The 25,059-nt window shown below is 47.4% G+C and carries 23 protein-coding genes and 1 pseudogene; 8 read left to right on the forward strand and 16 right to left on the reverse strand.

From position 1 onward, the window contains the following. Nucleotides 1-692: 692 nt before the first annotated feature. The 7 genes from plsX (at nucleotide 693) to QUB61_RS12840 (ending at nucleotide 7,778) form a co-directional block, all read left to right on the forward strand. Entirely contained in the window at nucleotides 693-1,742 is a 1,050-nt protein-coding gene (gene plsX / locus QUB61_RS12810; protein WP_333126221.1) for a phosphate acyltransferase PlsX, read from the forward strand. Between the two features lie 163 nt (nucleotides 1,743-1,905). Next, nucleotides 1,906-2,907, forward strand: coding sequence for a beta-ketoacyl-ACP synthase III (locus tag QUB61_RS12815; protein WP_333126164.1), 1,002 nt, complete (start codon nucleotides 1,906-1,908; stop codon nucleotides 2,905-2,907). Nucleotides 2,908-3,410: 503 nt separating this feature from the next. Next, nucleotides 3,411-4,292 (forward strand): ACP S-malonyltransferase, encoded by an 882-nt coding sequence (fabD, locus tag QUB61_RS12820; protein ID WP_333126161.1) that lies wholly within the window; start codon nucleotides 3,411-3,413, stop codon nucleotides 4,290-4,292. A gap of 244 nt (nucleotides 4,293-4,536) precedes the next feature. Continuing rightward, nucleotides 4,537-5,250, forward strand: coding sequence for a PspA/IM30 family protein (locus tag QUB61_RS12825; RefSeq protein ID WP_333126158.1), 714 nt, complete (start codon nucleotides 4,537-4,539; stop codon nucleotides 5,248-5,250). A 10-nt stretch (nucleotides 5,251-5,260) separates the two neighbouring features. Then, complete coding sequence (locus QUB61_RS12830; protein WP_333126154.1) at nucleotides 5,261-6,199, forward strand: substrate-binding domain-containing protein; 939 nt, start codon at nucleotides 5,261-5,263, stop codon at nucleotides 6,197-6,199. Between the two features lie 252 nt (nucleotides 6,200-6,451). After that, complete coding sequence (locus QUB61_RS12835) at nucleotides 6,452-7,090, forward strand: lysophospholipid acyltransferase family protein (protein WP_333126150.1); 639 nt, start codon at nucleotides 6,452-6,454, stop codon at nucleotides 7,088-7,090. Between the two features lie 154 nt (nucleotides 7,091-7,244). Beyond that, entirely contained in the window at nucleotides 7,245-7,778 is a 534-nt protein-coding gene (locus tag QUB61_RS12840) for a hypothetical protein (protein ID WP_333126148.1), read from the forward strand. A 280-nt stretch (nucleotides 7,779-8,058) separates the two neighbouring features. Here the strand turns inward: QUB61_RS12840 and QUB61_RS12845 are convergent, their stop codons facing one another. The 3 genes from QUB61_RS12845 to QUB61_RS12855 all read right to left on the reverse strand — a co-directional run bounded on the left by QUB61_RS12845 (nucleotide 8,059) and on the right by QUB61_RS12855 (nucleotide 11,283). After that, nucleotides 8,059-8,604, reverse strand: coding sequence for a GAF domain-containing protein (locus QUB61_RS12845; protein ID WP_333126145.1), 546 nt, complete (start codon nucleotides 8,602-8,604; stop codon nucleotides 8,059-8,061). 552 nt (nucleotides 8,605-9,156) lie between these two features. Then, nucleotides 9,157-9,747 carry a YdcF family protein gene (locus QUB61_RS12850; RefSeq protein WP_333126142.1) on the reverse strand — a complete coding sequence of 197 codons (591 nt, stop codon included), beginning with the start codon at nucleotides 9,745-9,747 and terminating at the stop codon, nucleotides 9,157-9,159. 705 nt (nucleotides 9,748-10,452) lie between these two features. Beyond that, nucleotides 10,453-11,283 (reverse strand): GUN4 domain-containing protein, encoded by an 831-nt coding sequence (locus QUB61_RS12855; RefSeq protein WP_333126139.1) that lies wholly within the window; start codon nucleotides 11,281-11,283, stop codon nucleotides 10,453-10,455. 251 nt (nucleotides 11,284-11,534) lie between these two features. On the opposite strand from QUB61_RS12855, the pseudogene QUB61_RS12860 reads away from it, so the two are divergent. Next, a pseudogene (locus QUB61_RS12860) lies at nucleotides 11,535-12,748 on the forward strand (RNA-guided endonuclease InsQ/TnpB family protein). 73 nt (nucleotides 12,749-12,821) lie between these two features. On the opposite strand, the gene QUB61_RS12865 reads toward QUB61_RS12860, so the two are convergent. The 13 genes from QUB61_RS12865 to petL all read right to left on the reverse strand — a co-directional run bounded on the left by QUB61_RS12865 (nucleotide 12,822) and on the right by petL (nucleotide 24,744). Further along, complete coding sequence (locus QUB61_RS12865; RefSeq protein ID WP_333126137.1) at nucleotides 12,822-13,964, reverse strand: hybrid sensor histidine kinase/response regulator; 1,143 nt, start codon at nucleotides 13,962-13,964, stop codon at nucleotides 12,822-12,824. A gap of 150 nt (nucleotides 13,965-14,114) precedes the next feature. After that, nucleotides 14,115-16,799: a GAF domain-containing protein gene (locus QUB61_RS12870; RefSeq protein ID WP_333126134.1), complete on the reverse strand. Its 2,685-nt coding sequence runs from the start codon at nucleotides 16,797-16,799 to the stop codon at nucleotides 14,115-14,117. A 215-nt stretch (nucleotides 16,800-17,014) separates the two neighbouring features. Continuing rightward, nucleotides 17,015-18,205 (reverse strand): RNA-guided endonuclease TnpB family protein, encoded by a 1,191-nt coding sequence (locus QUB61_RS12875; RefSeq protein WP_333126131.1) that lies wholly within the window; start codon nucleotides 18,203-18,205, stop codon nucleotides 17,015-17,017. A 338-nt stretch (nucleotides 18,206-18,543) separates the two neighbouring features. Continuing rightward, entirely contained in the window at nucleotides 18,544-18,705 is a 162-nt protein-coding gene (locus QUB61_RS12880) for a hypothetical protein (protein ID WP_333126128.1), read from the reverse strand. Then, a complete protein-coding gene (locus tag QUB61_RS12885) occupies nucleotides 18,706-19,839 on the reverse strand; it encodes a glycosyltransferase (RefSeq protein WP_333126126.1) in 1,134 nt (377 codons plus the stop codon). A gap of 10 nt (nucleotides 19,840-19,849) precedes the next feature. After that, a complete protein-coding gene (locus tag QUB61_RS12890; RefSeq protein ID WP_333126124.1) occupies nucleotides 19,850-20,491 on the reverse strand; it encodes a DUF4291 domain-containing protein in 642 nt (213 codons plus the stop codon). A 547-nt stretch (nucleotides 20,492-21,038) separates the two neighbouring features. Beyond that, nucleotides 21,039-22,187 carry an NAD-dependent epimerase/dehydratase family protein gene (locus tag QUB61_RS12895; RefSeq protein ID WP_333126121.1) on the reverse strand — a complete coding sequence of 383 codons (1,149 nt, stop codon included), beginning with the start codon at nucleotides 22,185-22,187 and terminating at the stop codon, nucleotides 21,039-21,041. 110 nt (nucleotides 22,188-22,297) lie between these two features. Beyond that, on the reverse strand, nucleotides 22,298-22,888 hold the full coding sequence (locus QUB61_RS12900) for a chromophore lyase CpcT/CpeT (RefSeq protein ID WP_333126118.1): 591 nt from the start codon (nucleotides 22,886-22,888) through the stop codon (nucleotides 22,298-22,300). Between the two features lie 166 nt (nucleotides 22,889-23,054). Beyond that, entirely contained in the window at nucleotides 23,055-23,486 is a 432-nt protein-coding gene (locus QUB61_RS12905; RefSeq protein WP_333126115.1) for a hypothetical protein, read from the reverse strand. Continuing rightward, nucleotides 23,483-23,782, reverse strand: coding sequence for a type II toxin-antitoxin system RelE/ParE family toxin (locus tag QUB61_RS12910; RefSeq protein ID WP_333126112.1), 300 nt, complete (start codon nucleotides 23,780-23,782; stop codon nucleotides 23,483-23,485). Before QUB61_RS12910 ends, QUB61_RS12905 begins: the two co-directional genes overlap by 4 nt. Nucleotides 23,783-23,821: 39 nt before the next feature. After that, on the reverse strand, nucleotides 23,822-24,259 hold the full coding sequence (locus QUB61_RS12915; RefSeq protein WP_333126110.1) for a hypothetical protein: 438 nt from the start codon (nucleotides 24,257-24,259) through the stop codon (nucleotides 23,822-23,824). Nucleotides 24,260-24,261: 2 nt separating this feature from the next. Further along, nucleotides 24,262-24,465, reverse strand: coding sequence for a hypothetical protein (locus tag QUB61_RS12920; protein ID WP_190741596.1), 204 nt, complete (start codon nucleotides 24,463-24,465; stop codon nucleotides 24,262-24,264). 177 nt (nucleotides 24,466-24,642) lie between these two features. Further along, the gene (petL, locus tag QUB61_RS12925; RefSeq protein WP_333026869.1) at nucleotides 24,643-24,744 is read right to left on the reverse strand and encodes a cytochrome b6-f complex subunit PetL; all 102 of its coding nucleotides are present in this window, start codon (nucleotides 24,742-24,744) and stop codon (nucleotides 24,643-24,645) included. Nucleotides 24,745-25,059: the final 315 nt, after the last annotated feature.

Consider the following 25,059-nt stretch of genomic DNA (forward strand, 5'->3'; position numbering starts at 1 on the left):
TTTTTCTCGCTCCACGGATGAATCCGGGGGTCCCGGACTAAAGTGCTTGCGGTCATGTAAAGTATTTCATTGATTTTTTCAATTTGCAGTCAAAAATAGTAAAGTAGTGACAAAACAAGCTCTATCAGAGTAGTCGGAAGTCAACGACCCAGGTCTAAAGACACGCTTGGCTTTTGGCCTTTGAGTTAAACCACACTTGACCAGACTTGCGTACCCTGCGTACTAGGTTAACGGCAAGAGTTTAAAAACCTACCAAGGGACGATCGGCTAGTTCCTTGAATCGCGAAATTTAGGATTAAACAGATTTATTGGGTTAAGTCAGTGTCCTAAATATATTACCGACCGTAAACTAAGGCGCAAGCTAACATTACCCCCTAAGGGAGGCTATAAAAAGCAAAACATTATGCGATCGCCGATTGCAAGGTTTGAGTCGGTAATTGTCAGGAGTGAAAGTACATTACATTCATTTCACCGAATCAAACAATCCCCGTGTAATGCTCTCTTACGGTTGAAACCGCCGATCGTTTTCCCAGCGGATCGCCCGAGCGAGCGACACTCGGAACCCACATCCCGTGAGGTCTTATGACAATTGTCCGATGGGGCGCGAGCGGATTTTAGTTCTTTATTCAGACGAATGGATTCACGCTCCTGACTTCCTGGTAGAATTTTTAGTGTTTCTCAAACATTGGTCAATGGGATCGACACGCGCAAGAATTGCGATAGACGCTATGGGTGGGGATCACGCCCCCGCCGAAGTTGTAGCTGGAGCGCTTAAGGCACAAGAAGAATTAGGCGTAGAGATTTTGCTCGTGGGCGACCCGCAGCAAATAGAAGACTCGCTCCGGCAACAAGACGCGATCGGCCGCGTCTCTACAGGTCAGCTAGAAATCGTTCCTTCAGAAGGAGCGGTGGAAATGCACGAAGAACCTTTAAGTGCCCTCAAACGCAAGCCCAACGCTTCGATTAACGTAGCGATGAACTTGGTAAAGCAGCAGCAAGCTGATGCTGTGGTGTCCGCGGGTCACTCCGGCGCGGCAATGGCTGCTGCCCTGCTGAGGTTGGGGAGGCTCGCCGGAATCGATCGCCCTGCGATCGGTGCGGTTTTGCCGACAATGATACCGGGCAGCTCTGTACTCATTCTCGATGTCGGCGCTAATGTGGACTGTCGCCCCAAATTTTTGGAGCAGTTCGCTCTTATGGGAACTATTTACAGCCAATGTGTGCTGGGCGTCGCCGAACCTAAAATCGGCCTGCTCAACATTGGCGAAGAACCTTCTAAAGGCAACGACGCAGCGGTGCGAACCCACCAGTTATTGGTGGACAACCCGAACATTCCTTTTGTGGGCAATGCCGAAGGCCGCGACGTGCTGTCTGGGAAGTTCGACGTAATTGTCTGCGACGGGTTTGTCGGCAACGTGTTGTTGAAGTTTGCCGAAGCAGTGGGCGAAGTCGTGGTGCAAGTGCTTAAGGAAGAATTGGCTGCGGGACTCAAAAATCAAATTAGCGCTCCCCTCCTGCAAGAAAGCCTCAAGGGGTTCAAGCAGCGGGTAGACCACGTTGAACACGGCGGCGGTTTGCTGTTGGGCGTTGCTGGAGTTTGCATTATCAGCCACGGTTCGTCTCAAGCTGCGTCAATTTTTAATGCCATTCGTTTGGCGAAGGAGGCTATTGACAACCAAGTGCTGGAGCGAATTCGATCGTCCAATCGCCAAAGCGCTCTGGAACAAGAAGCTGTGAATTAAAGGCAGTAAGTAGAAATTAAAAATTAAAAATGTTAAATTAAAATGTCAGCTTAAACAAGCGGTTTTGCTTAAAAAAAAGTAATTTCAGCAGTTTAAAAAATAATTTTAATTGGTAGTTTTTAATTTTTAATTTCTCGATCGAACAGCGAGTAAATGGAGAGGAATGTTGCAGCAATCAGGGTTCGGCATTGCCGTCACGGGTAGCGGCTCTTGTACACCGCAGGTTTCGCTTGATAATAACGGTTTGAGTCAGATAGTAGAAACGAATGACGAGTGGATTGGGGCGCGGACGGGCATTCGCTCCCGCAGGCTGGCGGACGCTCGCACTTCTTTGTGCGATTTAGCGTCGTCCGCGTCGCTTCAGGCAATCGCCATGGCAGAAATTTTGCCCACAGATATCGATTTGATTATTTTGGCGACCTCAAGTCCTGACGATTTGTTTGGCACTGCCAGTAAAATTCAATATCAGTTGGGCGCCACAAAAGCAGTGGCTTTTGATTTGACAGCAGCTTGTTCGGGCTTTATTTTTGGTTTAGTTACAGCCTCGCAGTTCATTCGGACAGGGGTTTATCAAAATGTTTTGCTGATCGGAGCAGATATTTTGTCTCGCTGGGTGAATTGGTCGGATCGGGGTACTTGCATTCTATTTGGAGACGGTGCAGGTGCCGTGGTATTGCAAGCTTCAGAAGTCGATTCCTTTTTGGGATTTGAAATTCGCAGCGACGGTACGCAAAATTCGTCTCTCAATTTGGCTTACAAAGCCGAGTCAAAAGAATTAATTGAGGGCGTCAGCATCGGAGTTGGCGGATTTCATCCCATCACAATGAATGGTCAAGAAATCTATCGCTTTGCCGTGAGAAAAGTGCCGGAAGTCATAGAAAAAGCTATGTTTCGGGCAAATGTCAGCGAGTCAGAAATTGACTGGCTGCTGTTGCACCAAGCCAATCAGCGGATTCTCGATGCAGTGGCTCAAAGGCTAAACATTCCCCCCGAAAAAGTAATCAGCAATTTGGCAAATTACGGCAATACCTCAGCGGCTTCAATTCCCCTTGCCTTAGACGAAGCCGTGCGTCAGGGTAAAGTGAAAACGGGCGATACTATTGCTGCGGCTGGTTTCGGTGCAGGTTTGACTTGGGGGGCGGCGATTTTTAAATGGGGAAGGTAATACCATTTTCGATTTTCGATTTTCGATTTTCGATTGGGAATTACTGAGGAACTATGGGTTTGGAGCTGGTAAAGCAGTTTCATTCTTTTTGGGAACTGGTATAATGTTTGGCGGCTTTAAACTTTGGCTAATGATTGTCGGGAGTGCGACCGTTGCATAATACAAATCCTTTAACAAGCCATACATAGGGCAAGGGGCGCAGCCGTACTCCCTCGGCACAGGAGTTCTTGACAAGCCCGCCCTGAGATTGAAAATCCTCTATTCTTCGATCGACTTTCCCCGGCTTGAAGGTTGAACATTGTGCTACGGCTATTAATCTGATTAAAGTAGCAAAAAAAATAAACCTGGTAAAAATCGCAGTTATAGGTTATAATTGTGAGTCGCCAGTAGATAGTTCGTTAACCGAAAGATAGCGGATACCAGCGAGCGAAGGAAAGAAGCGGGAAACAAAGAATTTTTGCAATCACCAATTAGCAACCACCAATTAGCAGATTACCGGAAAAATGACTAAAACAGCATGGGTATTTCCCGGACAAGGTTCCCAGGCGATCGGGATGGGTGCAGACTTATTAAACTTGCCAACAGCTAAAGCCAAATTTGAGCTCGCTAAAGAAATTTTAGGCTGGTCTGTCCCGGAAGTTTGCCAAAAAGAAGAAGCAAAACTATCTCGGACTCTCTACACTCAGCCTTGCTTGTTCGTAGTAGAAAGTATTTTGACCGACTTAGTGCGAGAAAAAAGCGATCGGCCAGCAGTGGTTGCGGGTCACAGTTTAGGAGAATACGTTGCCCTCTACGCAGCAGGCGTCTTTGACTTTGAAACCGGATTGCGCTTAGTCAAACGCCGCGCTGAACTCATGGACTCTGCCTCTGGCGGCCAAATGGTGGCTTTGCTCGGGTTCGACAGGCAGGAACTAGAACTGCAAATTCAATACAGCCGAGACGTGGTGCTGGCAAACGACAACAGCGAAGCACAAGTCGTGATTTCTGGAACCCCTGCTGCAGTAGAAGATTTGCTTGCCAAAATCAAAGTCAAACGCGCCGTTAAATTGAATGTTTCTGGTGCGTTTCACTCTCCCCTGATGGCATCAGTGGCGGCAGAGTTTCAACTAGCGTTAAAGTCTGCAAGGTTTTCCGATGCTAAAATGCTGGTGCTCTCGAACGCAGAACCGTCAGCCACTACCAGCGCAGCCACTTTAAAGCAGCGGTTGGCTCAGCAGATGACCAAAGGCGTGCGGTGGCGAGAAATTTCTCTGCAATTGCCACAACAAGGAATCGATCGCGTAGTGGAAATTGGCCCGGGCAAAGTTCTCACAGGTTTGATCAAACGGACTTGTCCGGATTTAGCGCTGGTAAATGTTAGCAGTTTTGCAGATTTACCCGCTTAATATATTTTTAGCCTGTTATTACACGGCAGGCTCTAAAATTTAGAGTTAATTGGCCCGAAGATTGCCCAAAAACGAATCGCACAACAGGCAAATCCGAATATTGCCTGTTGGGCAACTTGGGGATAGACGATCGAGACATTTAGAAAATATTTATTAAAAATGTAGATATCGATCGACCTGAGGGGGCGATCGACAAATCCTGATGTAAACTAGGCGTAAAAACCAAGCTTACCGAGTGTTTTATATGAAAAAAGTCCTTTACTGGTTGATGGGCGACAAGGCAGGCAGAACCATAGTAGGTGCCTGGAACTGGATGTGGGGACTGCCCGTAGAATCCGGCGGCCCGGTGGCGGTGGCGGTAGCCGAAGAGTCGCTGCGATCGATGCAAGAATCAGTGCAAAAGCTAGCAGCAGCAGTCTCCACCCAAGTTGCAGCCTACCAGGGCGCCAAAACGACATATGAAAAAAAAGTTAGGGAAATGCAAACCCTAGATCGCCAAGTCATCACAGCCAAGCGCAACGGCAACGAAGAAGCAGCCCGCTTGGCAATGTCCAAACTAATTCAGACAGAAGAAATTCTGCCACAGTATGAATCCAAAGTAAAACAAGCCGAACAGCTCGTCAACGCTTCCCAAGACAAGCTAAATCGAGAACGGATGAAGCTGGAAGCCTACAAAACCGATATGCAAAATATGAAAGATCTGGCCGAGATTAACGAAGCCCTCCGAGCCATATCCAAAGTCAACAACGACCTCAGTATCGATTCAGCTCGATCGCAGTTTGAGCAAGCCAAAAATGCCGTCCACGGCCACCACCTCAAACAGCAAGCTTTAGCAGAAATATCGGAGAATCCCCAAGAAAAACTTCAGGCAGAATTAGAAAATATGACCTTAGACGATGAAGTTAATCGCAGGCTGGAAATGTTAGACGGCTCCAACAACAAAGAACTTCCCAACTAAGGAGAATTTTATGGCTAAGAGCGGGCCTCCCCCCATAGTTTTTATTCTGTTATTTCTGTTGCTCGCCGGTGGCGGTTGGTTCTTTTTTCTCAACAAACCAGCGCCCCCGGATGATAATAATACACCCACTCCCACACCCGCAGGCGGTGCTTCGCCCCTGCCGACCGCGCCAGCAGGTGGCGGTGCTTCGCCTGTTGCCGCTAGTACCTTTGCGCCTCCAGCTTTCGTACCTGTGGGCACGGCGGTGAGAATTGACGGTTCCACCAGCATGGTGACAATCAATCAGAACCTCAAGAACGGCTTTCAAGGCAAGTTTTCCGGCACGACAGTCGATACCAAAGCGAACGGTTCTGACAAAGGAATTCAGAATTTGGCGGCGGGAACAGCAGATATTGCAGCGATATCGCGACCTTTGACGGCTCAAGAACAAGGTCAGGGTTTGGCTGCTGTGCCCGTTGCCTTAGATACGATCGCCCTCGTAGTCGGCATTAACAACCCGTTTAAAGGAGGTTTAACTTCCGCTCAAGTTCAAGATATCTTCCAGGGAAATGCTCAAGACTGGTCGAAAGTCGGCGGCCCGGCGGGTCCGATTAAAGTGATAAATCGACCCGAAGTTAGCGGCACTCACCAAACGTTTAAAGAACAAGTGCTCTCTGGCGCTAATTTTGGCACGGGGCCGAATATCACTAAGCTCGATCGAGATGCGACAACGCCCCTGCTGCAAGCTTTAGGCAACAACGGTATTGGCTATGCGACTTTCGCTCAAGTAGTCAATCAGAAAACGGTGCGCGTTGTTGCCGTCAACGGTGCGACGCCGGATGCTGGTAACTATCCTTACCAGCGGCAGTTGTACTACGCCTACAAAAACCCTCCTAGCCAAACAGTTAAGGATTTCTTGGGTTACGCAACTTCTTCAGAAGGACAAAAAGCAATGCTTGCCGAAAATTGAGCCTTTGCAAAGAATTCGCCAGACTGAAGTATAGCGCTACACAAGCTTGCGTCCGCGCAGGCGGACTTCTTCTTTAACCCACCTAGGTGGGTTTTGTTTGTGTAGGCGCGGTTTCCAACTGCAGGCAACTTTTTCCTTAAGTTGACACCAATGGTGCGCCACAAGCACCCTACAAAGCTCAAAATACTATTCATTTGTCATTGCTGAACTGATAGGCTAATATTCGATGTAATTTAAAATCTCAGGTTTTCTGTGAGCAAAAGTCGCGAACCAGTCGAAAGTTTACTTCTCTACTATTTATTCAAGTGGTCAATTGTCAGCCCGATGCTGCACCTTTACTTTCGCGGCCGCATCTACGGTGCTGAAAATGTTCCGACAGAAGGGCCGCTGGTGGTAGTCAGCAATCACGCCAGCGATTTTGACCCGCCGATTTTGTCTAATTGCATGAGGCGGCCCGTCGCATTTATGGCGAAGGAAGAGTTATTTAAAGTTCCTATTTTGAAGCAGGCAATTACGCTGTACGGCGCTTATCCTGTCAAACGGGAAAGTGCCGATCGCAGTGCAATTCGCTCGGCTATCAACTCTTTGGAAAATGGATGGGCGACGGGTGTATTTTTGCAGGGAACTCGCACGCCAGACGGCAGAATTACTGAACCGAAATTAGGTGCTGCGCTGATAGCTGCTAAGGCTAAAGCACCGCTGTTACCTGTTAGTTTGTGGGGAACTCACGCCATTTCGTCCAAAGGTTCGGCAGTGCCGCGTCCCGTGCCGCTGACGGTGCGAATTGGCAAGCTAATTGAAGCGCCCGGTTCATCGGACCGCGAGGAGTTGGAAGCGCTTACTCAAAGATGTGCAACCGAGATTAATGCCATGCACGATTTGGGTCGCTGATTTTATAACTTTTGTTGCTGTTTTTCATGTTATATCTACAGATAGATGAATGCTGAAGATAAAGATCGAAAAATATTAATATAAGTGATTGAAAACAAGCGCAATAATTAGGCTTGAATTTGAGTGGAATTTGACAGGAGATAAGAAGAAAGATATGGTAACAAGCAATCAAACCCGCGCGTTCGGATTGTTTTCTAACCGCAAAGATGCCGAGCACGCTCTGACAGAATTGAAATCTTCCGGGTTTCCAATGGATAAAGTTTCGGTTGTTGCTAGGGATGCAGGCAAGGCTGTAGGCGAGACTGAAACGATCGCTCAAGTGGGCGATAAAAATCTAGATACAGGAGCGGGAGTGGTAGGAGAAACTCTGACAAATGCTTCTTTAGCCACCCTGCTAGTCGGTCTGGGAAGTTTAGCTATTCCCGGAATCGGGCCGATTATTGCAGCGGGGACTTTCGGCGCCTCACTGGTGGCTGGCGTAGCAAGCACTGGCGTCGCGGCTGCGGCTTTCGGTGGAGTGGTGAAGGCCTTGACTGACTTGGGAATTCCCGAAGAAACAGCTAGAACTTACACGGATCGCCTGCAGGCGGGCGATTATTTGGTGGTAGTAGATGGCACTGAGGATGATATTAGTCGGGCTCAAGGGATTTTCAGCAGTCGGGGCATTCAAAATTGGGGCGTTTTTTAAACAGCAATTGTGCACCAGCTCTATCTGTAGGGCCGGCGACACCCCACCATTGCTGATACTAACCAGCTCAAATTTAGTACCCGACTTTTTTTGTGTGAAAATTAGCGCCTCGATCCCCCCTACCTAAAAAAAGGGGGAACCGGAAACGGTCTTTCGTCCCCCGTCCGGGGGAGGCGAGGGGGATTGAGATTCGGCTACAACCCCGATCTAGAGGTGGTTTTAGTCTTAAGTTGACACCAATTAATTGCCCGCCTGCTCCCTACAGGTAAATTATTGATTTTTATCGCTGATCTTTTGATGCTGAGGCGGTGACAAAAGCAACAGCTAAGGGGGAAATTTTTTCTGTAACTGCTGCGATAACTTGGCGGTCGAAGTCAGTCCAAACTCTGGGGCGATCGAAAATACAAGCCTGCAAAACCCCCCACAATAAGTCGTCAGAACAAAGGTGAGCGTGAATCAAAGCTCGATGTCCGAACACTTTTGCCTCAAAATCTTTGTTGACAACTTCAGGATTCGCTGTTGCAACATCCTCAACAAAAATCGACGGTTTAGTTCGCAAAGCTGCTGCAAACAAAGGGTTTTCTTCCCCTAAAGATTCCGGTTCTTTTTTCCATTCCGCGCCGCTAACATCTGGATAGTTTGAGTTGCGACGCCAGCAGTAAGGTACTCGGCCCCTTTGGGTTTCAGGATTGCGGAGGTAGAGAAAGACGCGATCGCAATTTAACACCTCGCCTAAAGCCGGCACCAAAGCCGAAAAAACAGCATCCGCAGTCTTGCTGCCACTCAAAATTTGCTCCAGAACTTGCGGCAGAATTTGGTCGGTCATTAACTTTAGCTCTTGAAGTTCATCAGAAATATGGGCGGAGCGTAGTGGAGGGTTGAAACCTCGTCCTTTTAGGACGGCTTTACATTGAGTTAAAACCTTTGCGGGTGGAGGGGTATGGTTGCCCCAAGGCGTGAGGTATGGTTGCCTCAATCTCCTTTCGGAGTAAAGTTAGCACGCGCCAATGTTTAGTGAGCTTGCGGGGGCCCAAAGCACTGCCGAGCGTGACATACCAGACTGTTTAACCTTCAGCGACAGAGCAAGGAACTAGCTACGCATTCCAGGGTGTCGTGACTCAAAAAACGTAGTCAATTAAGACGATGGCCCGTCAGAACGGCTTGTCAGATTTCTCTTTCAAGCCTCATGCCTTCAGGCTGAGGTTCCTGACCTACTAATTTTAAACTACTCCTTCTATTCTATTCTCTTCTCTTCTCTTTTCTTCTATTACGCATTTGTCATCTGCATCTTCGCGGTTCGTTAAATCGCTAGAGGAGACAACTTTTAAAACCTGAGGGAAGGGAACAAAATTAAAACTTGCTTAATCCTTCCCTTTGTTTATTGAATTCTGGCTTGGGTGAAGTTAGCACCTGTATAACCGGTTGTCAGCCAAAGAATAGCCCTAGCACCGTCGCGAAGAGCTTTTTCCATCGGTTCGGGGGTTCGCCCAGACGGAACTGCCACAGGCTTAAAACTAATGCCTCGACTGCCGAGCACGATTTCGCCGATAATCTGAGCTCGCCGCATATGATCGTCAGAAGTGATCAGATACACGCTCTCAATCCCTTGAGCTTTCAATTCATCTACCAGCGTAGTAAAATTTGTTACCGTATCCACCGCTCTGTAGTCTAAGTGGACGCGATCGGACTCAATTCCCGCTTCTGAAAATACCCATTGCGCGAACTCCGGATTGCTCCCTGACGACACCCAAATCGGCAATTCAGGATGAGTCAGAGCAAATTTGGCGGCAAACACCTCTCGCTCAATAGCCCCACCTAGAACTAACAAAGCTTGGGGTCTCTGAAATTCGCTCTTAAGCTGCTGATAGCCAAACCAACAGGCCATCAAAAGCCCTACTAGGAACCAAAAACTGCGTGAAGTCTTCAAACGCTTGTAACGCCGCGTGTTTAAATTGATTCTCAACCACATCTAAACCTATAAAAATTTTATGTAACTGACAAAGGAACCATAACAAAAAATACCGCACGTAAAGCCCACTAACAGGAATTAAAAATTAAAATTTAAAAAAGGGTCGGGGGATCAGAGATTTTAGATTTTAGATTTTAGATTTTAGATTGACTCTACGCTTGTGGTGGGGCTTAAACGGGTGATTTGAGATTTTCGATTTCAGATTTTATAGCAACCGCCAAGGCAGTTGCTCTACTTGTCTGGGAGCCAATTCCTTAGCCGATATGCAAAACAGAGGGGCAAAACTTAGGCTTTCCCCTCCTGCTTTTACTTTTTGTGGATTTTTGACGGGACTGGCCGGGTTCGAACCGGCGACCTAGCGCTTCAGATTTGTGTGAGTTTCCCCACTCTCTGGACTATACCTTCACCATAGGCTTGCAGCCTTTAGGTGGTGGCCGTCTAGTCTCTAAACCTTCCTGATTTTCATAAAGGCAATCGTTTAATCGCCATTAACTCAGGCTTGGCTTGGTATTGCCTTAGAGTCATAGGAACCCACGAACTCTTTAGGTTTCACCGAGTTTGACCACATTCACTCCCGGAGTTTCCTCGCAGGGTGCCCGATTCTTCAGGAGGCGCTTGCTCTATCCATCTGAGCCACAGCCCCAGTTGCTAAACCGTTTTGATTATAGCAGTTAATGTCGATTTTAAATTTTTTATTTGGGATGATTACCGATCGCAACCTGCAAGTTTCTGGGCGATGCGGGCAAAGTTTTCTGCTGCGGTGAGTTTACCCGCCCCGTAACAGGCGCGCTGTCTCCATGCGGTGACGGGGAGATGTCCGGAGGGAGCATTGTCGCTGAAGGAGAGCTCGCTGTAATATTTCCAATTTTCCTTGACTCGCCAGCCGACTCGATCGCAAAATTCAGTATAGTTAGCCCCGGTACTTTCCCAAATCTGCTGCTGCACGCTCAACCCGAACCGCCCGCTGCTGTATTGTTGCCAAAGTTGGTCGATCGTGCGAAGGTCTGTAGGAGGAAAACTGTCAATATCGGCGGAACTCAGCCAGCCTTCGTCTTCCCTGACAGCGATTTGCAGCAAGATTTCCCAAGTGTGTTCGTCAGCTTTGCGCCATTTTCCGGTTTCTAATAGCTTTGTCAGTTGTCGGTAGTCCATCCCCACTTCAGAGATAGCCGGAGTTTTGTCAGGTATAGCGCCTATTTTGTCTTCCAGCCTCAGTAGAGTGCTGACAATGAATTCGGGGTTTAGTTGTTCGAGGCGGTACAACACCCATTCTAACTGAGATTGAAGGTACGTGCGGGCGATCGCACCTTGCTGCAATTCCCCCTGCAACTCATCTAATTTTGCTGACCAATTTTGTTGATTGCGGGTCAATTCCCACATTTGTTTTGCCCACTGCAATCTAACTTGTTCTTTTTTTAAATAAGTTTTGGAAGGCTTAGCACGCTGCGGGTAGGGACTCAAATCCCAGCCGCAAATCGAGCAAAACTCTGCTTTTTCTTCTCTGTATTCAGCACTGCACACTGGACAGTTAGACATATTGCCGTAAATTCGGTTGCGAAGTAATTATATGACATCCGTTATATTAACCATAATTTGAGTTGGTGCGCACGGCTCACCCTACAATTACAGTTTATCAAAAGAATGGGTTTAAAACCCCGTCCTTCTAGGACGGCTTTCTTCCAGAATAGGGGATACGCGACATACTCGTGCTTGTAAAGTATTGTGAATAATTCGGCAGTATTAAGCCAAGTTTATTAGCATAAGAGTATCGTGATTAGGTCGAATTCATGCTTGTTTTCGAGTTTAAAGCATACGGCAAAAAACAGCAATTTGACGCTGTAGACGAAGCAATTAGAACGGTGCAGTTCATCCGAAACAAAGCATTGCGCTTTTGGATGGAAAACGAAAAAGTCGATAAATACGCCTTGAACAAGTATAGCGCTGTTTTAGCTAAGGAATTTCCGTTTTGCGATGACTTGAACAGCATGGCTCGGCAATCTAGCTCAGAAAGAGCATGGTCGGCGATCTCCCGATTCTACGACAACTGTAAAAAGAAAGTCCCAGGAAAAAAGGGATTTCCACGGTTCCAGAAAGACAACCGCTCGGTCGAATACAAGAGTACGGGATGGCGTCTAGCTAACGATCGGAAATCTGTCACTTTTACCGATAAGAACGGAATCGGAAAACTCAAATTAAAAGGAACTCGCGACTTACATTTCTATCAGCGCAGTCAGATCGAGCGAGTGCGCTTGGTGAGACGGGCAGACGGATATTACGTCCAGTTTTGCGTTCAAGTTGACCGCTCTGAAAAGATTGAAGTCACAGGCAACGCCATCGGGTTAGACGTAGGACTAAAAGAGTTCTATACAGACTCTAATGGTGTTGCAGTCGAGAATCCGCGATTCCTCCGCAAGGGAGAACGCAAGTTAAAAAAAGTTCAAAGACGAGTTTCAAAACGAGTCAAGGGTTCGCAAAACAGAAGAAAAGCTAGAGTGATTCTAGGAAAGCGCCACCTCAAAATAAGTAGACAGCGCAAAGATTTTGCTGTGAAATTGGCTCTCCGGCGTCATCCAGTCAAACGACTGTGTAGCCGTGCGTTGACTTGAGGATTAAAAATATGGTGAAGAATCATTGTTTAGCTAAATCAATTAACGACGTATCTTGGTATATGTTTCGAGTGTGGCTGGAATATTTCGGCAAAGTATTCGGAAGGATTACGATTGCCGTGCCAGCCCGCGGGACGAGCCAAGAATGCTCTAGTTGCGGAACCATTGTTAAGAAAAGTCTATCGACGCGAACTCACTCTTGTCAGTGTGGATGTCTGTTAGATCGCGATCGTAACGCCGCTAAAAATATCCTAAGTCGGGGATTGAGTACGGTGGGGCACACCGGAACAGGGATCTACGATCCGAACGCTTGTGGAGAATTGACCGCTACCGATGTTGAAGTAATTCTGCATCGGCAAGTCGATTCTGTGAATCAAGAATCCTCGTGCCTTTAGGCCCAGGAGTGTCAAATTAACCATAATTTGAGTTGGTGCGCACGGCTCACCCTACAATTACAGTTCATACGCTCTAACAAGGCAAGCGAATAGTAAACAAACTGCCTTCGCCCAGCTCTGATTTTACCTCGATCGTGCCGCGGTGAGCTTCGACTATTTGGCGGCAGAGGTGTAGTCCCAAACCTGTACCGGATTTCTTGTGAGTTCCCGGGCCAAACCTTTCAAATAATTTTGCTTTTTCGGTGGGAGGAATACCGGCGCCGGTGTCTTGGATTTCTATGATTACCCATGCCAGCGGTTGGTTTTTGAAGCTAGTATAAGCAGGTGAATTAGCAGCTTTTAAGCGGACATCTATTGAGCCGCTGTCGGTGAATTTAATCGCATTTCCGATTAAATTTGTCAGCAAGCGGTGCAGCTCCAGACGATCGCCCGGATACTTCGCAATCGGAGCACTTTCTGCACTTTCTGTCAAGTCCAAATTTAGGGATAAACTTTTAGCATCGGCTAGGGGAGATAGTTCTTCAGCTACTTCTGTAATAAGCTGGCGCAAGTCCACGGGAGCGAAACTTAGGGATTTGCGACCTGCTTCGTAGCGGTAGACTTCCAGCAACATATTTACCATCGCGATCAGGTTTTTGTTGCTGCGAACCATTGTCCCGAAAGCGTCGCGCATCTGAGGCGAAATTTCTCCCAAAGCTCCCTGCTGCATTAAAGTTAGCATTCGATCGGCTGCTACCAGCGGCGTCCGCAAGTCGTGAGCGAGCCGGGAGACAAAATCTTCGCGCTGGAGGGCGATCGAATTGCGCTCGTCTACGCTGTGTTTTAGCCGCAGGAGCGATCGTACCCTCGCCAGCAGTTCGTCCATTTCGACTGGTTTGCGGATGAAATCGTCTGCTCCCATGTCCAATCCCTGGACTACGCTGGCACTGTCGTGAGCCGTGATCAGCAAAATCGGGATAAAGGGCAATTCCTTATTTTGTCGAATTCGCTTGGTGACTTCGTAACCGTCCATTCCCGGCATCATCACGTCTAGCAGCACCAAATCCGGGGCTGACTTGTCAATTTCGCTCAAGGCAGAAAAGCCGTTCTCTGCCGTGCTAATTTCGTAACCTTCTTCTTCCAGGATTGTCTGCACCAACAAAACATTATCTGGTGCGTCATCTACTACCAGAATCCGATCGGCTTTTGTGGCATTGGGAACAGATAAATAACTCATTTAATTGTTAGCCTGGAAATAAATACTAACTTTAATATGGCATCCGATTTATGTTTTCACATTTTTCCACTTGTTTACTCTGTCATAAGGAATATATCAAAAGTTTATCCAATCTTTTTACTTTAGAACACTCGGATGTGATATAATATTCTACTTTCTGGTCATAGTATGAACGCCGTCCCAATCCTCGGGCGGGGGTATTTCCAAATAGCTGAGGGAGCGCTCAATGTGAACTTCCACAGCTCGATCGCTCGGTCGCATCGCTAAAGCCGCTTCAAAACAACTAATAGCTTTGTGAAAATTTCTAGCAATATAAGCATCCCGACCGTTGCTGTAAAGTTCCAAAAACCGAACGGTTTCCCCGTCAATGGGTTCAGAACTATTTTGCAGCAACTCGTAAATGCCCACAGGCTGATTTTTGCCCTTAACCCGCACCTTGTCCAACTCTCGCACCCAAATCCCTTCGCGGCACAAACTGTAAGTAAATTCGCTTAAAATTATATCGCAGCCGTACTCCTTTGTAAGCTGTTCCAAGCGCGAACTCAAATTCACCGCATCCCCGATTACCGTGTAATCCATCCGCTTTTGGGAACCAATATTTCCCGAAACCACGTCTCCGGAACTAATCCCAATTCCAAAGCGAAACGGATCTGCGCCGGGGCGAGAATCATTAAACTCTTTCAAACGCCGGCGCATATCTAAAGCCGACTGCACCGCCATCCAACCGTGACTTTCCGGGGGATTCAGCGGCAGGGGCGCGCCGAACACCGCCATTAAAGCATCGCCGATAAACTTGTCTAAAGTGCCTTCGTGGTGGAAAACGGCCTCCACCATCGTCTCAAAATAGTCGTTCAGCAGGGATACGACATCGGAGGCTCCCAGATTTTCGGTCAGCGAGGTGTAGCCGCGAATGTCGGAAAATAAAATAGTCACTTCTTTGCGTTCGCCCACCATCAGGGCGCCTTCGCCCAAGGCCATCACTTTATCTACGACTCCAGGAGTCAGGTAGCGGTACATCGTATTTTTCATCCGCTTTTCGTGGCTGATGTCTTCGAGTACCACTAAACCGCCGCGCACGCCGCCTTCTGGATTGATCAGCGGGTTGACAGTCAAATTCAAACTGCGTTCAATTAGTTTAATTCGAGAGGCGGGGATGGGCAGCGGACAATAAGGGTGATACAGGGCTGCTTTGGAGAGCGAAAATAGAGATTGGGCATTAGCTAATTCTGCCAGCGCTACTTCCTCAGTCCACGCGCTGTTTTCGCCCCAAGCGTAATATAAATTCGGGTCAGTGCGATCGGGCACGGCCAAAATATAAGTTTCTTCTTCTGTTGCTTCTGCTGTTTCTTCTTCTGTTTTTGCTGCTGTTTCTGCAGAACAACTGGTTTTTTCCACCAACAGTCCCAAAGTTAAACTTTGTTCGGGAACGTAATGTCTGGCGGCATTGTTGAGACTGTCTTCGAGTCGAAATTGCAAATTTTCGATCGGCACAACTTCCCAAACATAGCGGTCAATCAGTTTTTCTTCCCAAATTTGGGGATTGTGTTTGCTTTTAGCTTGATTTACCGGACAGCCTAACAATTCCAGCGCCGCTTCGTTAATTGTTACAACTCGTCCCTGTAAATCGGTGGAAATTACTGCATCTGAAAGACTTTGCAGCATATCTTTTTGATACTGCTTTTCCACCATCACGTTCTGAAACAGTTGAGAATTTTGCAGCGCCATCCCTGCTTGAGAATTAAACGCTCGCAAAAACTCTTCGTCGGAAGTGGTGAAAGTACCTTGGTTCTTATTAATTAGCTGAGTCACCCCGATCAGCTCACCTTTAGCGTTATGCACCGGCAGACACAAGACAGTTCGAGTGCGGTATCCCGTTTGCTGGTCTGTAGAGGGGTCAAAGCGGGGATCGTCGTAAGCATCTGTAATATTTAGAGGTTGACCGGTCGAAGCCACGTAGCCAGCAATTCCCTTATTAGCAGGAATGCGGATTTCGACGATCGTTTTGCCGTCGGCCTTGGCGACTTTTGTCCACAGTTCGTTGGTTTCCCGATTTAACAAAAATAGCGTGCTGCGATCGGCCTGCATCAAGTCGCGAGCTTGATCCATGACAGCGCGCAAAGTTGTTTCCAAGTCAAGACTTTGACCCAAAGTCGTGGTGGCTCTCAGGAGTGCGGCAACCCCTCGCTGGTTGCGAGCGACGACGTAGAAAGACTGACAGCTTTCGAGAATGATCCCGATCGAATCTGCAAAAGCCTGGAACTGCTGTTCGTCTTCCTGGGTAAAGGGGGCATCGCCAGCTTTATTTAACAGTCTGACCACCGCTACGGGTTCTTGTTGGCTCTTGCTGCTAAAAATCGGCATACAGAGCATGCTCTCGATCTGGTAGCCCGTTGGTTGGTCTATTTCGGCATTAAAATGCTCGTGCGATCGAGCCGAAGCGACATTTATCGATTTTCCGCTTGTTGCTACGTAGCCTAAAATGCCTACATCCATCGGCAAACGTACTTCTACATCTTCGCCCGTCTGTGCATCGACTGTTTTGTGCCACAGTTGATTTTTGTTCGAGTCAACCAAAAAAATTGTTGTCCGGTCTGCTTGCAGAATTTGACCTATTTTGACAGTGAAGGCATCTAACAGTTGCTCTAAGAGAGTTTCGAGTGCTTCATTGTTAATCAGGTCCATCGCCCGGATAAACTGCTGAAATTCAGCCGTGATAAAGTCGAGCAGGCACACTAATTCAGGAACTGGCAGGCTCTTAACACGGGAGGTCAATGCCCCCATAAAATTGACTTGAGTCAGTGTAGCCAGAACGCTACCAGTATTGGAGAATGTCATGATTAACTGCTTTCTCAGAGGGGTAGACTGACCCGCAGGTCGATCGGCGCTTGATTCTGCGGCCGTACAAACGATTTAAGTTGTTTGGAAACGCGCCGACACTCGCTTGTCGCTTTCATGAATCGTGAGTTCAAAAGTGGCGCACGCAACTTCTGTTTGCTTGTTACATATGCTCGATCGAGACATCGTTTTTTTTACAACCTGCTTCGTAAAACTTACTCAAACTTAGCTAAAGCTAATTGACGTTCACTGGCAACGCTGTTGGATCCAAGGTAGTCGAGGGAGTCGGCTATCCCCCTGGCTGCCGATGGTTCCCTATTCAAAATATTGATACTGGCATTTAAATCCCGATCGATAGACACACCACCCGACTGACAATTATATGTTCTAATACTTAGTTGCCGATCTTGTTTTTGACCGCTGTTCGAGCAAGTCAAAGAACTAGGAAACCATTGAGCGAGTAGCGCTCTTTTCGCCATATACATAAGGCAATTATACGTCAGTTGACGCTTTAATTCGTAAAAACCAAGGTCTAATAGCGCTCCCGCCAGCTTATGGTTAGCCATCATTTTTTTCACGTTCAAGTCTTCTATTTTAATCAGCTTAAAACTTTTGGCTAAATAAGTTGTTAACTTGTGCAAAAAGTCCTTACGAACGCAAGATATTCCGGCGTGAAGGCGGCTGATGCGGGCGTAGGTTTTGCGATGATTGTTGGAACCCCTCGCTTGTCTTGATGCTTGGCGTTGCAATGTCGCCAGCTTGGTTTTCGCTTGTTTTAGCTGCTTGGGCGCCTCAAAAACTTGATTGTTTGACCCTTCGGCTTCGCTCAAGGTGGCGAAGGATTTTATTCTCCGATCGACACCTAGGATTTTTTTAGGCTGTTGGACTGGTAAACGTTGCCCATCAACACAGAACGAAACAAACCAACGACTACCTTCTTTTGAAATGGTAAAAGTCTGGGAAACCAAGCCACAATCGAAGGGTTCGTAAAGTCTAAACGTCCTAAGTGTAGGAATCTTAATTGTATAGCCCGCATCAAGTACAACCTTTCCCTTTGACGAATCTACCGTAAACGATTGAGCTTCGCTGCGACTAGCAAAAGTGGGATGACCTGATTTCCCCAAACGATACCTACTAAACGCATCTTTTAAGTCAATCAAGGCATTTTGATACACCCTGCTCGACAATTGATTCATCCCAGCAAATCCGGGTTGTTTCTTGACGCGATCGGTCAAAAGTTTCTTGATTTCATTAATCACTTTTGAGTCCGAAAACTTACCCTCGCCGTACATCTGAGTCCGAAGGCTCAGACCCATGTTAAACACCACCCGTCTAAATCCCGCGTGTTTTACCATTAAGGTCGCTTCGTTTTTATTGAATTTGAGCGCTCGCTTGAGGGCAAACATAGTAGGATACTCCAATTAATTCAGGTGCAAGGGTGAGACTTTTCACATAAACTTGTTACAACGGATAGGTTTAGATAAGTTTAGCAAAGTATTTGGCAATGCGAGTCTGGCTCGAGACTGATGATACTTGGTCGATTCAAGCTGAACTTGAGTTCGCAAAACTGAAGGCCTGAAAATTAGGTGACAGGCTTTAGTTCGATCGAGAGTGCAATGTGCATTTGACGTTCTGCGGTCTGCCCGCACGCGCGGTGTGACTGTTTTAGGGCACTCGGCGACCGTATCCGGTCAGGTAAAGGGCGCTATGAAAGCAGCGCGATCGGCATTCCGGAGGGAGCTACTCATAGTTTAATGGTAAACGCAACAGCAGGATAGCGACGGCAATTTATGCAGCAAAAAAGTTCGATCGGTCTTTGAGGACATCCCGACAACGCTACCAACTGACGATCGAACAGCGAAGCTAAGGTGGCGGTGATGTTTAAAGGTGCTACCGATCCGGACATTTAGGCCGCTGTGGGCACAGACTGGGCAAATACCACTGATTGATAGTAGCGCTGCAGCTGTGCAGCGGCGGCGGCCCAACCCCAGCGTTCGGCTTCTCGGCGAGCGTTTTGGCGCAGGGTTTCCCGTTCTTGGGGATTGGCAAACAGACGCTGGGCGGCCCTGAGACATCCTCCTTCGTCGGCGGGGTCGAATAAATATCCGTTAACGCCGTCGGTAACGATATCGGGAATTCCGCCGCTGCGGGCCGCCACTACGGGCGTCCCTGCAGCCATTGCTTCGAGGAGCACTAAGCCCAGGGTTTCGGTGCGGGAGGGAAAAATGAAGGCGTCGGCCGATGCGTAAGCTGTTGCGAGTTCTTGCCCCTTGAGGTAGCCGACAAAATTAGTGGGGGTGCCGGCAAAATATTGTTCGAGGGTTTGCCGGTGCGGGCCGTCTCCCACTAGGGCGAGGCGGGCGTCGGGAATTGCTGCGAGGACTGGTTTGATGCGTTCGATTTCTTTTTCTGCACCGAGGCGGCCGACGTACAGCAGCAGGGGACTGTCAGGGTTATTTTCAGAAAGGCGCGATCGCATTTCTCGACTTGCCAATTCCGGGACAAACATTTCAGTATCTACGCCCCGCTGCCACAAATCTACCCGATCGATCCCGTGGCTTCTGAGTTCCTCCACCATTGCTGTAGAAGTACACAAATTCAGTTCTGCTTGGTTGTGGGCCCCTTTGAGCAATTCCCACAATAAAGGTTCGAGGACTCCAAAACCGTAATGGTGCAAATATTTCGGCAAATGCGTGTGGTAAGAAGCCAAAATCGGAATGTTCAACTTTTTGCCGTAATATATACCGCCCAATCCCAAAATAGCGGGATTAACAACGTGAATAATATCCGGTTTAAACTGCTGTAATTGGCGACCGACAGCCGGAGAAGGAAGCGCCATTTTCAGTTCCGGGTACATCGGCAAAGGCAAACCCTCCACACCGTAAACTCGGGCGCCTTTGTATTCTTTAATCCCATAATCTGGAGAAAATATCAGAACTTGTTCGCCCGCGCGCTGCAAGTGATCTACAGTGTGAATCAGTCTGGTAACAATGCCGTCTATTTTCGGCAGAAAAGTTTCAGTGAAAAGAGCAATTTTCATAGTAAGTTACTTAGAGAGCCGATAATCCTAGCCTCTGGAAGATGTCGGGATCGATGACAGGATACACTGTCTCACAAGGAGTCAGTAATTGCGTGCGATCGCCTCCGTTATATTGACGCTGTTGCTGTACGAATTGGGAAATATCCTCAATTTTAACAATCCATTCTCGCGCGTAACTAGCTAAAACACTGCCGCGCAAACCGAGTTGAATTGCCCGCCGATCCATTTTCGATCCATTTGGGTGATGGTCCGGGTCCCATTGCAGCCGTACAGCCGAATTTTTAACAGCTTGTCGCCATTCTTTTTCGCTTCCATACACTGCTGGAACGAAATTAGAATGAACAGCAGATGCTAAAATTTCGTCCCACGCCGAGCGCTTTAGCCAAATAGCAAGAATTACTTCTTGACCCGATGAAGTACCCCATGCCGATCGATACATCATCCATAGAAAGTTTGGCTTAATCCAACTCATACGATTCAGGCTGAATTCCCCGCCGAAACAACCATTTTCCGCGGCAAAATGACCGATCGCCGGACGGTATGCTTGGTACACTACGACCGTATCTTCATCAAATTGTGCCAGAATGTGACGACCGGCTTTCGGCCATTTACTTGCCTGGTTTAAGTAGGGTTCTGTTAGCAGCTTCACCACAACTAATTACTCTCGTGATGTTTCTGGGGGCAACATACAAACTCCGTGAATTCCGATCGATACAATTATCCCACCTAAAAGCAATCCCCCACCTTCGGCAAAGCCATTAATACTGTGAATTGCCTGTGCTGTTCTGGCAATTGATATTTCTGTTCCAGAGGCAGATGGGGCTTCGCTAACAGGCGCGGTAAATTTGATAACTCGCCGTTAGTGCCACCCATTCCGATATTAAATAATAAGCACAAACAGCACGGGTTCAAAATCCGGGCATAACAACCAAAAGCCACAGAATAATCCTGCGAATTTCTAGGGCATTTATTCCCAAAAAGCCAGCATTAAAAACCTTATGGAATTTTTTAATTAACCGCAGAGGACACAGAGGACACAGAGCAAAAGATAAAAAAGATAGATCATCTTAATATACAGCAAACTCCATTCAGAACTTGCGAACCCTTCTCCTCTCTTCCCTTCTTTTCTCTTACTTCGCGCCCTTCGCGCCTTCGCGGTTCGTTAAAAAATCTCCGATCCCGCAGGTAGATACCAGAACTTACTTCCAAGAAACCTTCGGCAAAATCTGATTTTTATCGACGCGGTGCTGATATTTTGTGGCAAAATTCAGCAGAGAATCAAGCAGGGAATCTGAGAGGTAGTGCGGTTGCAAGCCGAGGTCTAGCAAGTTGGTGTTTTTGGCATTGAAATAATGTTCTTCTTTCTCGACTCTGGGATTTTCGAGGTGGTTGATTTCTACTTTTAATCCCATTGCCGTGCCTGCTTTGTGCACCAATGAGGCTAAGTCGCCGACGCTGAATTGTTCGGTGAATTGGTTGAAGACGCGGAATTGTCCGGCTTCGGCGGGGTTGGCTAGAGCTAATTCCACGCACCGCACGGTATCCCGAATGTCTAAGAAGCTCCGGGTTTGTCCACCCGTGCCGTAAACTGTCAGAGGATGACCGATCGCAGCTTGGATGCAAAATCTGTTCAAGGCTGTACCGAATACTCCGTCGTAGTCCAAACGGTTGATCAACAGTTCGTCCATGCCAGTTTCATCTGTGAGCACGCCGTAGACGACGCCCTGATTTAAGTCGGTGGCTCTTAAACCCCAGATTTTGCAAGCAAAATGGATGTTGTGGGAGTCGTGGACTTTTGACAGGTGGTAGAAACTGCCTGGTTGTTTGGGATAGGGTAGTGTATCCTTGCGGCCGTTGTGTTCGATCGTGATGTAGCCTTCTTCAATGTCAATATTCGGGGTGCCGTATTCGCCCATTGTCCCCAATTTCACTAGGTGACACTCGGGGAAGTCTTCGCGGATGGCGTACAGCAGATTGAGTGTCCCGACGACGTTATTGACTTGGGTGAGGACTGCGTGTTCGCGATCGATCATTGAGAAGGGGGCAGAACGCTGTTCGCCAAAATGGACGATCGCCTCTGGTGCAAATTTTCTCATGCTTTTGCTGAGAAAATCGTAGTTGGTAATGTCACCGACGAACAAGTCGATCGACTTGCCCGTTAAATCTTGCCATCGCTGGAGTCGTTGCTGAATCGGTGCGATGGGAGTGAGGGTGTCGCTGCACAGTTCCAGATCCCAGTGCCGCCGCACGAAGCTGTCGAGGATGCCAACTTCGTAACCCTTGTTAGAAAGGTAGAGTGCGGTTGCCCAACCGCAATAGCCATCGCCACCAATAACCAGGACTTTCATAAATCAACGGTGAATCTTGCTTGCCAATACTGGGTTAATGTACCAGGTAATGGTGCATTCTGAACCTTTAATCAAGCGTGTTCACCCAGGAGGGACTCAGTTTTTTTGCATTAAACCGGAATTTCGTCGGAGAAACTGGCGCGGCGGGTGAATTCAAAGGGGCCAGCGAGGGCTCCCCAGACGTGGGCGTCGGTTTCTGGGTCCCGTCCGCGATCGTGGCTAATAAATTTGTCTTGGTCAATCTCGAATTCGCTGTCTAGATAAGTTTTTTTGCCGTTTCTGACCACCATGCAGCCTTTTCCGGGTTCGACAAACCCTTTGAAGCTGTTGCCCGTCCACTGCGTAATAAAGGTGCAGCCCGGCAGCAGTGTCAGTTGTGCTTTTTTGATTTCTTGCAGCCGTAGCGGGTCGCGGGAAGCGCCGTAGAATTGTTCTTCGTTTTCGATGGCATAATTTTCGATGTCGATTCGATCGCCCGCCGGGACTAATTTTAACACTCGGACTCGGTACGGTACGTGCAATTCGATATCATAGGCTTGCTCTAGGTACAAGCTGAGCCCATCCAGAACCTCGAAGGGCAAAGGTCTCATGCAGACGCGGATGTGGGCGAAGAAGGGCGGGTTTTCAAAGGCTTGGGCTTGGTTGCTGAAGTCGGCGGCCATCCAGCGGCCGAGGGTAATGATATCGGTGGAATGAGTCATTTCGATTTTAGATTTGGGATTTGGGATTTGGGATTGAGGGGAGTAGAAGTTATTTTAGGGGAAAGGGCGGCTTTGTAGCGAGACTGGCGGCTAATTTGCGGGCGATCGGTACAGCCCGCTTTTGTCAAATCTCAAATCTCAAATCTCAAATCTCAAATCTATTGACTTATATCAAACCCAGTTTTTTTCGCACTTCTGCACTCGAACTCGTCCTGCCAGATTTTTGTTGCTGTCGCGAAGTTTCAATAATTTTCTGAAACTTTTGATTGTGGCTTAAAGAAACACTCTCAATATCTGCGATCGCCACCAATACCGCTACAGGTTTTCCTTCAAATCCCGCGATCGCAGGTTCGCGACCTAAGTTTCTCACATAATCTGCTAGCGAAGATTGAGTATCCGATCGCTGTTGAACCCGAGATTTTTTAATTAATGTCAGCGATTCTGAATGAGTCGCTAGCGGTAAAGCTTCTACATCGCAAATTGGTGCTAAAATTGCTACTGGTGTGCCTTTAATACTAACAAGTAACGGTTCTCTGCCGAGCTGGTGAATGTACGCACATAAAGAAGCATTTGCTTCAGATATTTCTACTGACTTCATAACTCTATTTCCTCCTTGCCAATCCGAACTCGATTGCGAATTTTAACTCCAACGGCTTGGATGTAGACAATATAAATATTGTCTCCTTCTACATTATAATATACCCGCAAATTATCTACCCTCAGTTCCCATGTAGCTAAACTGTTAGCCTCCATTGGCTTGCGATTTCTAGTTTCAACGAGTGGTTCGTACTGAAGTTGCTGGTCTACAGCATCTAATACGATTCGCTGTTGTCGAGCTGTTAATACCTTCAGGTGTTCAATAGCTGCATCCGAGTATTCAATTTGATAAGCCAACTGACACCTCGCTTTTCATTATAACAAAAATTATAATTCTCAAGGCGAATAAACCTCAGGTTTAGCGTTACTCTCAAGATATTGCTGATAAGCTGCCTCATATCCTCCAAACGAGTCGATCGAAATGCGAGCACTCGGAACGGGCATCAACGGACTAGGTTTAGGTGCGTACTGACAATAACAAACAGCAATCAGATCGTAGTTGCTTCCTGGTTCAGCAGTTGGGTATTGTTCAACCCTTACAACTTCCCAATCTCCGACTCGGTAGTGAGTATCGCTGTCGGGGAATTGCGGATCGTCGAACTCTTCAATCCGGTAAAACTCGTAGGGACGATTCCCTGGTTGAGGTAGGGGTTCGTCAGAGGAATCATAATACTCGCAGAGAATATCAGTTGTTGCCCCAGTGTGAGCCAACATTCTATTTTCCCAGCCTTCTGCTGACATCGATTGAGCCTTAAAAATGATATATTTCCGCATAATTAATCTTCATCCTCATTTTCTAGATAGTTAGGAAAGCGAGTTTGTCCTTTAAAGATACAATTGACTTTTAAAATATCTCCGCCTACTCTCTTAATTCGCAGCAACTTCCATCCATACTTTCGTTCCATTTCCAAACACTTTTCTGGATCGGTTGCTGCGTGCCAAGAGGTATCTTCTGGGTTGGATTCATTAGTATTGGTCATGCAATTGTCAATAAGTCAAATATCAAATTAATCAATTCTAGCCTAAAGTTATATTAGTCGAAGCATTTGCGCGGTCAATCCAGAGATTTAATCAGAGATTTTTGGCGCAAATACTTCGTCCAACTGATCCTTTTGCCAGAGATTAAATCCTCTGGTTCTGACATCTAAATTAGCAAATTAGATGAGTTTGACAGCCCGCAGACCAAACATCAGCACTGTCGCCAAGCCGACCATTCCGCCGAAAATCCCGAAATAAGTTATTGCTCCGCTAAGAGTCATTGCAATTTCTCCAAAACAATCAATAAAAAGACCTTTGACACTCTCCAGCCTTAAGGGGTGGGGATTCTTGGTTCACTGATACACCTTAAAACTCTCTATCCTTTCGGCACTACTTAAACCAAAAACCCGTTCAATAGAACTAAGTTTCGAGTCTAATTTAGAGGAGTCCCAGCGGGCTTATCTCCGCAAGCTTTAGAGGATTGCTCCCCTTGTTTCCGTATGCCCTACGGTACAACTTGAATATCAAGTATTTGAATTTGCTGGTTAACGGGTGCTCATTGGCTACCGTAGCTCTGTTTATCGTGGTTATCGCCA

The sequence above is a fragment of the Microcoleus sp. C2D2 genome (assembly GCF_036702495.1).
Taxonomy (GTDB): domain Bacteria; phylum Cyanobacteriota; class Cyanobacteriia; order Cyanobacteriales; family Microcoleaceae; genus Microcoleus.

Bases quoted from the DNA above. Each gene is read 5' to 3' on its own strand.
- plsX (WP_333126221.1), top strand. From the start codon at position 693: ATGGGATCGACACGCGCAAGAATTGCGATAGACGCTATGGGTGGGGAT.
- QUB61_RS12815 (WP_333126164.1), top strand. From the start codon at position 1,906: ATGTTGCAGCAATCAGGGTTCGGCATTGCCGTCACGGGTAGCGGCTCT.
- fabD (WP_333126161.1), top strand. From the start codon at position 3,411: ATGACTAAAACAGCATGGGTATTTCCCGGACAAGGTTCCCAGGCGATC.
- QUB61_RS12825 (WP_333126158.1), top strand. From the start codon at position 4,537: ATGAAAAAAGTCCTTTACTGGTTGATGGGCGACAAGGCAGGCAGAACC.
- QUB61_RS12830 (WP_333126154.1), top strand. From the start codon at position 5,261: ATGGCTAAGAGCGGGCCTCCCCCCATAGTTTTTATTCTGTTATTTCTG.
- QUB61_RS12840 (WP_333126148.1), top strand. From the start codon at position 7,245: ATGGTAACAAGCAATCAAACCCGCGCGTTCGGATTGTTTTCTAACCGC.
- QUB61_RS12845 (WP_333126145.1), bottom strand. From the start codon at position 8,604: ATGACCGACCAAATTCTGCCGCAAGTTCTGGAGCAAATTTTGAGTGGC.
- QUB61_RS12850 (WP_333126142.1), bottom strand. From the start codon at position 9,747: ATGTGGTTGAGAATCAATTTAAACACGCGGCGTTACAAGCGTTTGAAG.
- QUB61_RS12855 (WP_333126139.1), bottom strand. From the start codon at position 11,283: ATGTCTAACTGTCCAGTGTGCAGTGCTGAATACAGAGAAGAAAAAGCA.
- QUB61_RS12865 (WP_333126137.1), bottom strand. From the start codon at position 13,964: ATGAGTTATTTATCTGTTCCCAATGCCACAAAAGCCGATCGGATTCTG.
- QUB61_RS12870 (WP_333126134.1), bottom strand. From the start codon at position 16,799: ATGACATTCTCCAATACTGGTAGCGTTCTGGCTACACTGACTCAAGTC.
- QUB61_RS12875 (WP_333126131.1), bottom strand. From the start codon at position 18,205: ATGTTTGCCCTCAAGCGAGCGCTCAAATTCAATAAAAACGAAGCGACC.
- QUB61_RS12880 (WP_333126128.1), bottom strand. From the start codon at position 18,705: ATGTCCGGATCGGTAGCACCTTTAAACATCACCGCCACCTTAGCTTCG.
- QUB61_RS12885 (WP_333126126.1), bottom strand. From the start codon at position 19,839: ATGAAAATTGCTCTTTTCACTGAAACTTTTCTGCCGAAAATAGACGGC.
- QUB61_RS12895 (WP_333126121.1), bottom strand. From the start codon at position 22,187: ATGAAAGTCCTGGTTATTGGTGGCGATGGCTATTGCGGTTGGGCAACC.
- QUB61_RS12900 (WP_333126118.1), bottom strand. From the start codon at position 22,888: ATGACTCATTCCACCGATATCATTACCCTCGGCCGCTGGATGGCCGCC.
- QUB61_RS12905 (WP_333126115.1), bottom strand. From the start codon at position 23,486: ATGAAGTCAGTAGAAATATCTGAAGCAAATGCTTCTTTATGTGCGTAC.
- QUB61_RS12915 (WP_333126110.1), bottom strand. From the start codon at position 24,259: ATGCGGAAATATATCATTTTTAAGGCTCAATCGATGTCAGCAGAAGGC.
- QUB61_RS12920 (WP_190741596.1), bottom strand. From the start codon at position 24,465: ATGACCAATACTAATGAATCCAACCCAGAAGATACCTCTTGGCACGCA.
- petL (WP_333026869.1), bottom strand. From the start codon at position 24,744: ATGACTCTTAGCGGAGCAATAACTTATTTCGGGATTTTCGGCGGAATG.